Here is a 12,395-nt window from a genome sequence, read left to right as displayed (position 1 = left end):
TTTGATTATAAAACAAAAAAAGGTAGATTTCCTCAGAATAAACTGAGAAAAACTACCTCTATTGGCCCGAAGGGACTTTTTCAGTGCCCTCGGGATTGCCGGGGATTTTTCTTTCGAGTTCACATATTTTCCATGGGGATGCGAATATTATCTTGAGCATGGTAAAATGCTGCCCGAAGACGGGCTGGAACAACTTATGAAGTTTGATGCCGTGTATCTTGGGGCGGTTGGTTATCCTGGTGTCCCGGATCATATTTCATTACGTGAGCTTCTGCTGAAAATCAGAAAGCAATTTGACCAATATGTAAATGTTCGACCCGTTAAATTGCTTCAAGGTGCACCTTGTCCATTAAAAGACGTGACACGAGACCAAATCGATATGATTGTCATCCGTGAAAACAGTGAAGGGGAATATTCCGGTGCTGGTGATTGGCTTTTCAAAGGCAAGCCAGAAGAAGTTGTACTGCAGACGGGGGTCTTTTCGCGAAAGGGAACGGAGAGAATCATCCGTTATGCGTATGAACTGGCGCGTAAAACGGGCAGGACGCTAACGAGTATAAGCAAGGCGAACGCATTAAATTATTCAATGGTTTTTTGGGATCAGGTTTTTGAAGAAATCGGGATTGAGTATCCGGAGGTAGAAACGAATTCCTATCTGGTCGACGCGGCAAGCATGTTTTTTGTCAAACAGCCCGAACGATTTCAAATCGTTGTCACCTCCAATTTGTTTGGTGACATCATCACGGATTTAGGTGCTGCCATTGCAGGCGGGATGGGTTTGGCAGCCGGAGCCAATTTAAACCCGGAACGGATTTATCCTTCGATGTTCGAACCGATTCATGGCTCAGCGCCGGATATTGCCCATCAAGGCATCGCCAATCCACTTGCGGCCATATGGTCCGCTAGTCAGATTCTTGATTTCTTCGGGCATGAGGAGTGGGGGGCAAAAGTGTTGGACGTGATCGAAAGAGTGATGGTCGATAAAAGGGCACTGACGCCTGATATGGGCGGGGTAGCCTCTACAGAAGAAGTCGGGGATGAAGTGGTAGCATTATTAGCCGCTCTACAAACAAATCAGGTATAATCAACATGAAAAATGGGCATCCTGCACAATAACTATCATTATAGTAAAAGGGCAGGGGAAAGCCGATGATACAAGTCAAATTATTCGATTATGAGCATGAAAAGGATCTAGAGGATGAAATGAACGTTTTCTTGGAAGACATTCGTGATAATCAAATCGTTGACATCAAATATAATGTCGCCACTACAGGTGAAGAGGAAGAGGAACAAATCTACTGTTTTAGTGCGATGATCATTTATAAGAAAAAATGAAGGCGGGATTCGCCCTATCGTTTTCCGTACATATAATCAATATGAGACTACCTATTGCTGTAATTCGGGCAAATCAAGGTAGTCTATTTTCGTGAATGTTCCAAGAAAGTGGAATGCCGTGCATGAAGAACAGGTTTAGGTACGGGCTCGTTGCCGTGCTGTTGGAATATGCTAAAGGATAGGAAAAAAATTTTTGGAGGCCTCCATATGCCATATTATTATAGCGAAAATGTGAAGTTGCTATTGGTCGGACAATCGGATGAAAAAGTGGAGTTGTTATATGATTCCAACCCCAATACCTTTGAATTGCCCCTCATAGGGCCAAGACCGCCATATTATTATAACCCGCGTTATGTACCGTATTATCCCGTGATTTAAGTACGAACATCAAATTGGGAAAATACATGAAGAACGAGCCTGTTGAATTGGGCTGCTTGGTCTTTCACCGTGTGGACTAAAAGCAGCCCCAATTCGAATCAACAAATTAAAACAGCTGAGGATTTCACCCCTTTAATTAAGAAAAACTGACTATATTTTTCTATGAATTTTACAAACTTGCTGATAATGGGTAAAGTTAAACGTAATACATAGGAGCAATTGGAGAAAGTGCATCTTATTAATAATTTTGATTTTTATTGTTTTCATGGAGACTTCCATCCTTCAACGATGGTTAATTGTTTCTTGAAAAACATCGATACATATTCTAAAACGGAATCAACTCGTGCGGACATGGGGCAATGAGGATCAAGTTAGAGAGCGATAGGGGCATATGAAAAATGAATCGATAAATGGATCAATGAACGAGGATTGATTTCTGTCTATGCTTACGATGACTGTAGAGTGCCTGCTGAGCTTAAAATCGACTTGATCAAGCATCATGGGTTCCTGATAACCGATAAAAAAATTACGATTGGTAAACGGATAGAACAAAGGGGTGAGTAATTTGGAAAGTTTTACAGAACGGGTGATTAAGATCATTCAACATATCCCTTCCGGCAAAGTGATGACATATGGTCAAATAGGACAGCTCGCCGGAAGTCAGCAAGGTGCAAGGCAGGTCGTAAGGATCCTTCATTCAAGCAGCAAAAAACATGACCTTCCTTGGCATCGGGTTATCAATGCCAAAGGCGAAATCGGCATAAAAGCAGAGGGAGCCGCAGAACACCAGAAGGCGATGCTGGAGAGTGAAGGCGTCACATTCACGAAGAGGAATACCGTTGACCTCGAAGTTTTTCGCTATCATCCAGAATTTTCCAATAGTGAGCCGGAATAAAAGAGGAAGCGGTCGATTAAGAGAACGGCCGAATAAAAACGTTATGGGTCGAAAAAAGTAGGAGTACGGTCGAATAAAAGCGCTGTGGGTCGGAAAAAGTGCAAGATCGGCCGAAAAACCTGCGCCAGCGCCTGAATTAATGTCCATCAAGCACCGAATGATTATAAATCGCATAAAAAAGAGGCTGATCCAAACGGATCAGCCTTTTTTAGGAATTATGAACGGGCATACATGGCAGCATTCATTCCGGCGAGTCTTCCGGTTACTAATGCCGAGGTGATATTGTAGCCGCCTGTGTATCCGTGTATATCCAGAATTTCACCGCAAAAATACAGGCCATCCATTAATTTGGATGCCATTTCTTTTGGGTGGATTTCCTTGACGGATACGCCGCCTCCCGTGACGAAGGCTTTTTCTAGCGGCTGGGTGCCATGCACTCCAAATTGGAAGTCCTTGCATAGTTCAGCAAAGCGGCGGATTTTTTCATTTGATATCGTCGCTCCTTGTTCTTGAAGATCGATGCCGCTTCGCTCAAGCAGAAAGTGAAGGTATCGTTCAGGAACTAATCCTTTTAACGTATTTTTAATGGCTTTTTTCGGTTCGGCTTTGATTTCTTTCATGATGTCTTGAAAGACCTCTTCCTTGTTTCGGTCGGGAAGGGCATCGAGTTTCATTGTCACTTCCGATAGGTTCCATTTTTTCATCGCCTTCACGACGAATTGGCTGCACCTTAGAACAGCTGGACCGGAGACGCCGAAATGGGTGAAGAGCATATCCATTTGGTGTGTGATCAGGGCCTTGCCTTTTGGGTTGAGGACACTCAATGAAACATCCCGAAGTGCAAGGCCTTGAAGTGTTCGATCTTTAATGAATGTTTCATGGCTAAGTACGGGAACTTCAGTTGGGAACAATTCGGTAATCGTATGCCCCGCCTTTTTAGCCCATGCGTAGCCATCCCCGGTTGAACCGGTGTGAGGAACTGATTTTCCGCCGACAGCAATCACGACTGCATCTGTGTCAATGGTCTGTCCATCTTTTAACCGGACCCCGCTTGTTTTTCCATGTTCATAGAGAACTTCGGCAACTGGTGAGTTCTTATAAGTCGTAACCTTTAAATTCGACAGGCGCGTCAGTAGGGCATCCACGACACTCTGTGCTTTATCGTTAACTGGGAACATCCGGCCATGGTCCTCTTCTTTTAGAGCCACGCCCAATTTTTCAAAGAATTGAATAATGTCTTCATTGTTGAACTCTGAGAAAGCACTATATAGAAATCGCCCGTTTCCAGGGATATGCTGAATGATTTCATCGATGGAGAGCCTGTTCGTCACGTTGCAGCGTCCGCCGCCCGAGATTGCAAGTTTCCTTCCAAGCTTCTCGCCTTTATCCACTAACAATACATGGGCACCTTTTTCCCCGGCTGCAATTGCTGCCATCAATCCGGAAGGACCGCCGCCAATTACCACTACATCATATTTCAAATTGATCACCACTTTATCATTTTCAGTCCCTTCATTATATAGCAAGAGCCCGTCAGATTGCGAATGTAGAAAAAGAGAAATTATTTGTTTGTGTATTATCTTCGAAAAAGATAAACTTGAGAGTAGTTTTTATAGAAAAATTAATTTATTATGTTAAGATAAAAAGCGTGTAAAACGTAACTGACAGAGGCAGGATGGGATTAGATGTCGTCTAAATTTTTAAAAGGGGCTTTTATATTAACGCTGGGAGCGATTATTTCCAAGATTCTTGGTTTGTTTTATGTCATCCCCTTTGAACATATGGTTGGGAATAAAGGGGCTACCCTCTATCAATATGGGTACGTTCCATATACGATTTTCATCAGCTTTGCAACGGCAGGCATGCCGCTTGCTGTTTCTAAATTCATTTCGAAGTATAATGCGCTCGAGGAGTACGCCGTCGGTGAGAAGTTATTTAAATCGAGCCTGAAATTAATGGCTGCCACCGGTTTTCTCGCTTTTTTGATTCTCTATACCATGGCACCGATGTTTACTGGAATCTTTGGAGTCAAGAAGGAAGATGTAGGGGATGTCACGGAGATCATACGGGCTGTCAGCTTCGCCTTGATTTTTGTACCGTTCATGAGTATCATCCGCGGCTTCTTTCAAGGTCATGAAGCGATGGAGCCAACGGCCATATCTCAGGTTGTTGAACAAGTTGTCCGCATCGTGTTCCTTCTGGCCGGTGTGTATGTTGTTTTAAATGTCATGGATGGAGATTTAGTGAAGGCCATCCAAATGGCTACATTCGCGGCGACGGTCGGGGCTGTCGGCGGTTTAGTGGTGTTATTTTGGTATTGGAAAAAACAAAAGCCCCATTTGGACAGTTTGATGGAGAAAGACCGGGGAACGTTGGAAATTTCCCTGCCGGAGATTTATAAAGAAATATTTCTTTCGTCGATTCCTTTCATATTCGTCGGGATCGCGATGCCAATGTTTCAGTTTGCGGACTTATTGTCTTTCAATAAAGCGATGTCGTCCATCGGATTACAGCATGTCGCGGAAGATGCTCTTGGGGTTTTGAACGTGTATGCCCAGAAACTTGTCGTGATTCCAATGACGCTTGCAACCGGGTTTTCGATGGCACTTCTTCCTTCGGTGACGAAGGCATATGTAAGCGAGGATTCGGAAGAGTTCAACCGCCAGCTGAACCAGGCCTTTCAAATTTTGTTGTTCATTACGATTCCCGCGGTCGTTGGCATGTCGGTGCTGGCCGATCCAATCTATAGTGCCTTTTACAGCCATGACCCGCTTGGAATCAGTGTCCTGAAGGCTTATGCTCCCGTTTCCATCTTATTTGCGCTCTTTTCCATTTCGGCGGCTGTTTTACAAGGGATCAATCAGCAAAAATATACGGTGCTAAGCCTGCTAGTTGGCTTTTTAATCAAATTGAGCTTGAATATCCCGCTGATCAAGTTGTTTGAAACGGAAGGATCCGTTTATGCCACGGCCTTCGGCTACTTGGCAGCTGTCTTGCTGAATTTATATGTCATTACCTACTTTACTGGCTATCGTTATAGCCTTACCATCAGAAGATCCGTATTGATCACTGTATTTTCAATCATAATGGGACTGGCTGTATGGGGCATGAACAGTTTATTATCGCTGTGGTTTACAACGGAAGGGCGCTTTCAAGCGATTTTGATCGTGGCCGTTTGTGCAACCTTTGGAGCTCTCATTTTTGCAGCGCTATCTTTAAAAAGCAAACTTGCCCATCGTTTGTTCGGTACCCGGATCGATCGGTTAAAAGCTAAATTAGGATTATAAAGGATAGAAGTTTGATGTGTAAAAAAAAGGGTATGATAAAGTGAATCCCGGATTAAATATTTTGCCTTGCCTGTCATTATAGTGGGCAAGGCCTTTTACTGAAAAGGCCTTAGGAGGAAATGATGAGAATTGATAAGATATTATCCAATATTGGGTATGGAAGCAGGAAAGAAGTGAAAAAGCTCCTGAAATCCGGCGCCGTCAAGGTCAATGAAAGGCTACTGAAGGACCCTAAAGAACAAGTGGACCCTGATAAGGAAATTGTGACGGTTCATGGTGAACGGGTTGAATACAGGGAGTTCATATATTTAATGATGAATAAACCGCCAGGCGTATTGTCGGCAACGGAAGACAAACACCAAGAAACGGTCATCGATATCTTGGAGCCAGAGGATTCGGTGTTCGAGCCATTCCCTGTGGGCCGTCTGGATAAGGACACAGAAGGTTTATTGCTGATCACGAATGACGGAAAGCTTGCCCACCAACTGCTTTCCCCGAAGAAACATGTTCCTAAAACATATTTTGCCGTGATTGATGGCGAAGTAACGGAACGGGATATCGAGGCATTCCGCAACGGCGTGACCTTAGATGATGGGTACGAGACAAAACCAGGGGAATTGAATATTTTAAAATCAGGACTGACATCGGATATCGAGTTGACGATCATGGAAGGAAAGTTCCATCAGGTGAAGCGGATGTTTGAGGCCGTGGGCAAACGTGTCGTCTACCTCAAGCGCCTTTCCATGGGAAGTTTACAACTGGATGAGGAACTTGAGCTTGGTGAATACCGTGAGTTAACGGCGGAAGAGCTTGAACAGTTAAAGGCGGGCCAACCTGCTGAATGATAAATAAGCATGAAAAAATGAGGCGGACAAATATTGTCCGCCTCAAAGTATTTTTTTTACATATCGATTTTGTTCGGGTGGTCGTTCTTTTTACGATGACATCTTCACCTTTTTACTTGTTGTCGTCCAAAGGCCACGGCTGGGGCTTTGAACAAGGTCATTGTACGCTAAGACATTTAAATCGCGCTGCACAGTTCGAGGAGTGATGCCAAATTCTTCTACAAGCTCTTGAGTAGAAACCGTACCGTTATTACTAATGAACATATAAACGGATTTAATACGGGTTAACATGCGATTTGTTGAAGGTTTCAAAAAATCACTCCTTATTCTTTTCATTGTTATTCTGAACAAATGAAAACAACCGATATGTCGGACAGCATTTCAGCTGTCACTATGTACTTGCTTACCCACCCTATAACTCCTCGGAAACATTTAGAAAAAATAAGATGTCATTAGCTTCATTTTACCCCTTTATAAAAGCGAATTCTATAAAAAGATACCAATTGACTAAATATTACATTTATTATATCAAATTTTAACAAAATTATTCTCTTTACATATATAAAAATTAATAAAGGTTGTGTTGCTCCATTTGTTCATACACATATTTTTCCAAAAAAGTATGCTAATTATGCATCAAGAGCTGTCATACAACACGAACGTTGGCTATGAGGCTTATACATGTACTTTACTTAAAAAGGAAATCGTAGTCGTTACGTTTTGTGTTTGATTACAGGAATTGCTTGATGGCTTGCGGTTACGGTGTCATAATGAGGTGTTGAGCAATGTAGCCTTTTCATACATGATCTCAAGGAATGTAAATATTAACAAATTCGAGGTAGAGCCGCATGAACGAAAGATTAATGGAGTTTTTATTGCGCGACGAAGTGACCAGACTTTCTGGCGTGAAAAAACAAGTGTATGAATTCATCGTGAGCGAGGAAGATTATCTTGCATCGAAGGCGGACACGGTCGATCAATTCATGAGATTGCTGGTAAAGCATTCTCCGCCCCGGCTTGCAGCCCGTCATTTCAATATGCCTTATGGGGAAATCATTCGTTTCATGAATGAAATAGAAGATGAACTGAATGAGAGATTAGAGGAAAGATGCAAGAAAGTAAAGTGGATGGACTACACGGAAAAGGACCAGCAGGCATTTGTGGAATATCATAGGAAGTTATATCTTTTCGTAAATTAATAAATTGGATTATGAAAATGCCCTCGGTATGAAAGGGCATTTTTTTATTTTTCGGATGAAAATGAATGAATAACTAACCGGAACACTTAATAGCAATACAAAGCCATATTCGGTAACGAAAGATAATACCATACGTCTAATTGAATGGAGGTGTATGATGAAGAAAAACATATTGGTTTTCATGTTAATCGTTTGCATTTTTTATTTGTCGGGTTGTGTTAAAACAGAAATCAAAACCGTGACATCTAAAAATCCAGATGCAGAAGAAGTTTTAAATCTTGATAAAAATGCAGACATTCTCCAATGGGAAAAGATCATTTATAAAACGGATATTGAATGGGTGAATGAGCTTAAACTGACTAAGAACGAATTTGTTGGAGAAATTACAGAGGAATTCTCAAACGATTTCAGTAAATCTTTTAAAGATGGTATGGCCAATCAATTACCCATAGGAACAAAAATATACACCACAAAAGAGCGAGATGATGTTCTAATCGTTGAATATAACGGGAAAGTAAAGCATTACTTAGCACTTACCGAAGGCTAACTACCCTTAGTCGTCTTAATTAGTGGACGTAAACCCAGATGATAAGCCCAATGCGGATCAAGAAAAAGCAAACAAACAGATGCTAATGAAACAGAAAACTCGGATATTAAGAAAATGCAGATGTAAACAAGAGGGACATTTGCCTTTGGAGTAGGACGTGAGACATCATTATTGATCATTCCTTTGGCACGGGAATCGATTCGACTATGGATTTTAGTCAAATTTCCTCTAAGACGGTAAGAGACCTCGTACAAACTAAACATTAATTCAGTAAAAAAAGTGCAGCATATACTCTTTTCTTGATTGAGAAAGAAGTATGGCTACATCTTTTTTATGGTTCTTTTTTATTTGTCGGCTGTGTTAAAAGTATTGTTGAAAATAATCGAATAATAGGGGACTTCATCGACCTGGAAATTTCCATTATTTCAAGTGACAATCACAATTGTTCAACAAAAAGTTGATTTCTCTTAATTAACATCACAGAAAAAAGAGTATTTAAGAACCAAGAAATCCTTTTCTACCACTGGATTTCCTTCAGAGAAGTTGTAGAGAATTGTATTGCTCACCAAAGTCAATAACGGATTGATTGGGAAGAATCGAGAGGGTAACAACAATCTCATTGAGTGTTTCATATCCGCAATCACAAGAGCGTCTTTTTTATCACTTTTGGACTGAGTGTTATCTCGATTCTCTTTATTTCTTTTTACAAGGTGAGGATTGACTTACGGCATCAATCTTTTCGTTAGATAACCATTTCGATAGATTAATCCAAAAATGACCTGTAGGTCTCATAACGACAATAGTTGTGTCTAAGCCGTTTTTCATCTTTCTTATAAACATCGTGACTTTATTTTAAATCTACACTATATTTTCTTCAATTTTCAATACTGGTGGCTGTTTTTTAAGTCCTTTTGTCAATACAAGTAAATAAATGAAGCCTATTATTAACCAACTTACTCCAAGTACCTTTGAGTGCACATCAAGATTCACAAGTAGTAAAATATCAAGAGCAGCTCCAATAATAGGAATAATTAAATATAAGACAGTTCCTTTTACCGAACGTTCTCTATTTCTAATATAATAATGAGCAATTACGGCAATATTAACACAAGTATACGCAAGAAACGCCCCGAAATTAATAAATGATGCTACAAGATCTAAACTTAAAAATAGAGCAAGCAAAGAGACAGAACTAATGATCAGGATATTATTTACGGGTGTTCTATATCTCGGATGCAGGGTGCCAAAGAACCTTTCAGGAAACTGTCCATCTCGCCCCATCGTATAGAGGACTCGTGATGCACTTGCCTGGGACGACATGGCACTACCCAATACAGCTAATGCATAAAGCGCAAGATATACTGAGTACATCGCCTTTCCACCAACAAGTTTAATAATTTCGTAGGCAGCCGAATCAGGATTATTAAACGTGTTATACTCTGGCCATACAAGAAATGAGAAATATGAAACACTTGTAAAGATTAAACCACCACCAAGAGTAATTAAAATAACAGCTCGGGGAATTGTTTTCTTAGGGTTCACTGTCTCTTCCGCAAACGCTGTAACTGATTCAAACCCAAGGAAGCAAAAGCATAATAATGCTGCTCCAGCTATTGTATAAGAAAAGGGCTCTTTCGAATTATAGAATGGCTCAAGAGATAAAAGAGTGGCCGTGCTTTCTCCCATGAAAATTTCCTTAATAGAAAAACCTATAAAGATAAGGATAAAAATAAAAGCAAAAATCGTTATGAATGCGTTTACATTTGTTGCAAACTTCAATCCTTTAATATTAATATAAGTGACGAGCATCAGCATACCTGCAATCCAGATGTAACTTGGAATTGTAGGAAAGGCTGCTGAGAAAAAAATACCAAATACTAAATAATTTACCATTGGCATAAATAAATAATCCATTAAGATCACCCATCCGACAAGAAATCCAACAGAGGGATTGATCGATTTTTGCGTATAAACATAAGCAGAACCGGAAGATGGAAACGCAATTGCCATTTTCCCATAACTGTAAGCAGTAAACATCATTACCACTAGAGCAACTATCATTGCCCCCGGAACCATACCGTGGGAAATATTAGCCGCAATACCATACGTAGTAAAAGCTGTGGTTAACCCCATAAATGAAAAACCAAACAACACAACTGGAATGAGTGTAAGTGTTCTATCTGTTTTCCTTAAATTTGACATGTAAAATACTCTCCTCCTTTACCTGATTTAACCTTTTACAAGAAATGGGATCTATATTATTACTTCCATAGCTTTTTTAATACGTGGTTTTCTAGAAATCATAAAAAAGTCAGTAAGATGCTAGGGAGCATACTTTGAATTATCCATGAATTTATTGTGTAGAACTTATCTCCCCATTCCTCGCAAAGAATTCCGGCTGCAGAATGGATAATTCATTGGAATGTATATTATATCTTATATAATTCCTGGAAAAATCTTCTCGCTGGCATCTTTACTGACTCCTGGAATTTCTTTAGTAGCGACTCGTTCAATAACTTGTATACTGATTTCTATTCATAGAAATGAAACGTTGAAATATGAGATGACTCTAAGGATGTTTTATTATTTGGACAATAGTAACTCTGTATTTATATCTGTATAAGGCATGTTATGATTGATCCCAACTTCGTGATGAACAATTTCACCGTTCAAAGTGCTGATACAATTTCTTACGATTACATCATTTACTATAACGTCCTTCAATCCATTATTCGCAATATTCATAATATATGGGCCGGTTGTCATCAACATCATGTTTGTCGAGGTTTGTGGACATAGAGCCGGCATATTCGGGACACAGTAATGTAGGACTTCTTGTTCATAATATACTGGTTCCTCTAAAGTCGTATAACGTGAGGTTTCAATTATACCCGTTCCTGCAATATCAATAATAATAGAATTAGGTTTCATCTTACTGACCATCTCTCGTGTTATGAGAGGTTCGGTTACCCCTGGCATCGGATAAATTGTATTAATTAAAACATCACTTTGAATAAGTTCTTCGAACATCGTATCTTTATCCCAACACAAAATGTCCACCTGTGGCAACTGATTGTTCAAATAATCAATGCGTTTCATTGATGCTTCCATGATTGTTACATTCAATCCAAGACCCACAGCAACTTGCGCAGTATTGAGTCCAGCATTGCCACCACCAAGTATAAATACTTTGCTCGACGGCAAACCGGCCAGTTTCCGGAGAAGTATTCCCTTTCCACCATAACCATATTGTGCATATTTGACTGCTTCAAGCATTGCTAATGTTCCTGCAATTTCACTCATTGGTTTAATCGTAGGTCTCGTCCCATCAGGTAAAACGATTAATTCCATTGATAATGAAATTGCTTTTGTATCTAGTAATGCCTGTGTCATTTCATGATTAACATCTTCCGCCAAATGAAACCATGCCATTATCATTTGATTTTCTCTAAGAAGGCCGTATTCATAGGGTTGAAGTTCCTTCACTTTAACAACAAATTCTGCCTTCTCATAAATGTCGTCAATCGTGTTTACTATTTTTGCTCCAGCCAAAACATATTCCTCGTCACAAAAACCACTAGCTTCCCCAGCCATGCTTTGTATTAGTACTTCATGACCGGAAGCTGTTAATTTTTTTACCCATGTTGGATTTAATCCCACTCTAGTCTCTGCAGTTTTTAATTCTTTAGGAACTCCTACTATCATTGTTCATTCTCCTTTTTATTTGCATTTAATTAATTGAACATTCTAAAATCTTATAGGAAAATGATAACCCTTACATTAGACACGAGGTTAAATTTATATTAGTTTTTTTTTAACCAAGCACGTTTATTTATCTGGACTTTCAAGAATGCAAAGTTAGTAAAAAGTGATAATTTTTACATTTTTTATCTAATGTTTTGGTTGTTT

12 protein-coding genes and 1 pseudogene are annotated in these 12,395 nt (G+C 40.0%); 8 read left to right on the top strand and 5 right to left on the bottom strand.

Features of this window, described 5'->3' with window-relative positions; translation table 11 throughout:
- Nucleotides 1-61 precede the first annotated feature (61 nt).
- From ACFX4L_RS02910 to ACFX4L_RS02895, 4 genes are all read left to right on the top strand, one after another.
- The gene (locus tag ACFX4L_RS02910) at nucleotides 62-1,084 is read left to right on the top strand and encodes an isocitrate/isopropylmalate dehydrogenase family protein (RefSeq protein WP_377403856.1); all 1,023 of its coding nucleotides are present in this window, start codon (nucleotides 62-64) and stop codon (nucleotides 1,082-1,084) included.
- Nucleotides 1,085-1,149: 65 nt separating this feature from the next.
- Entirely contained in the window at nucleotides 1,150-1,335 is a 186-nt protein-coding gene (locus tag ACFX4L_RS02905; protein WP_057913195.1) for a sporulation protein Cse60, read from the top strand.
- A 207-nt stretch (nucleotides 1,336-1,542) separates the two neighbouring features.
- Entirely contained in the window at nucleotides 1,543-1,713 is a 171-nt protein-coding gene (locus ACFX4L_RS02900; RefSeq protein WP_167555996.1) for a hypothetical protein, read from the top strand.
- 565 nt (nucleotides 1,714-2,278) lie between these two features.
- Nucleotides 2,279-2,608: an MGMT family protein gene (locus ACFX4L_RS02895; RefSeq protein ID WP_377403853.1), complete on the top strand. Its 330-nt coding sequence runs from the start codon at nucleotides 2,279-2,281 to the stop codon at nucleotides 2,606-2,608.
- 215 nt (nucleotides 2,609-2,823) lie between these two features.
- Here ACFX4L_RS02895 and ACFX4L_RS02890 read toward each other — a convergent pair whose 3' ends face one another.
- Nucleotides 2,824-4,089, bottom strand: a complete 1,266-nt coding sequence (locus ACFX4L_RS02890; RefSeq protein WP_377382358.1) for a BaiN/RdsA family NAD(P)/FAD-dependent oxidoreductase — start codon at nucleotides 4,087-4,089, stop codon at nucleotides 2,824-2,826.
- 204 nt (nucleotides 4,090-4,293) lie between these two features.
- On the opposite strand from ACFX4L_RS02890, the gene ACFX4L_RS02885 reads away from it, so the two are divergent.
- On the top strand, nucleotides 4,294-5,895 hold the full coding sequence (locus ACFX4L_RS02885; RefSeq protein ID WP_377403850.1) for a putative polysaccharide biosynthesis protein: 1,602 nt from the start codon (nucleotides 4,294-4,296) through the stop codon (nucleotides 5,893-5,895).
- 122 nt (nucleotides 5,896-6,017) lie between these two features.
- Complete coding sequence (locus ACFX4L_RS02880) at nucleotides 6,018-6,740, top strand: pseudouridine synthase (RefSeq protein WP_061464464.1); 723 nt, start codon at nucleotides 6,018-6,020, stop codon at nucleotides 6,738-6,740.
- Nucleotides 6,741-6,830: 90 nt separating this feature from the next.
- On the opposite strand, the gene ACFX4L_RS02875 is transcribed toward ACFX4L_RS02880, so the two are convergent.
- Complete coding sequence (locus ACFX4L_RS02875; RefSeq protein WP_034309346.1) at nucleotides 6,831-7,052, bottom strand: DeoR family transcriptional regulator; 222 nt, start codon at nucleotides 7,050-7,052, stop codon at nucleotides 6,831-6,833.
- Between the two features lie 536 nt (nucleotides 7,053-7,588).
- Here ACFX4L_RS02875 and ACFX4L_RS02870 point away from each other — a divergent pair.
- Together ACFX4L_RS02870 and ACFX4L_RS02865 are read left to right on the top strand one after the other, a co-directional pair.
- A complete protein-coding gene (locus tag ACFX4L_RS02870; RefSeq protein WP_061464463.1) occupies nucleotides 7,589-7,939 on the top strand; it encodes a hypothetical protein in 351 nt (116 codons plus the stop codon).
- Between the two features lie 157 nt (nucleotides 7,940-8,096).
- Nucleotides 8,097-8,486, top strand: a complete 390-nt coding sequence (locus tag ACFX4L_RS02865) for a hypothetical protein (protein ID WP_377382364.1) — start codon at nucleotides 8,097-8,099, stop codon at nucleotides 8,484-8,486.
- Between the two features lie 629 nt (nucleotides 8,487-9,115).
- Here ACFX4L_RS02865 and ACFX4L_RS02860 read toward each other — a convergent pair.
- From ACFX4L_RS02860 to ACFX4L_RS02850, 3 genes and pseudogenes are all read right to left on the bottom strand, one after another.
- Nucleotides 9,116-9,299: pseudogene (locus tag ACFX4L_RS02860) on the bottom strand (IS110 family transposase); the annotation flags it as partial.
- A gap of 45 nt (nucleotides 9,300-9,344) precedes the next feature.
- On the bottom strand, nucleotides 9,345-10,688 hold the full coding sequence (locus ACFX4L_RS02855) for an APC family permease (RefSeq protein WP_377382365.1): 1,344 nt from the start codon (nucleotides 10,686-10,688) through the stop codon (nucleotides 9,345-9,347).
- 381 nt (nucleotides 10,689-11,069) lie between these two features.
- The gene (locus ACFX4L_RS02850) at nucleotides 11,070-12,191 is read right to left on the bottom strand and encodes an alanine dehydrogenase (RefSeq protein WP_201250540.1); all 1,122 of its coding nucleotides are present in this window, start codon (nucleotides 12,189-12,191) and stop codon (nucleotides 11,070-11,072) included.
- Nucleotides 12,192-12,395: the final 204 nt, after the last annotated feature.

Source organism: Peribacillus sp. YIM B13482 (assembly GCF_042787975.1).
Lineage (GTDB): Bacteria > Bacillota > Bacilli > Bacillales > DSM-1321 > Peribacillus > Peribacillus simplex_A.
Note: the sequence above shows the minus strand (reverse complement) of the source record. Positions and strands in the feature narration are given on the sequence as shown.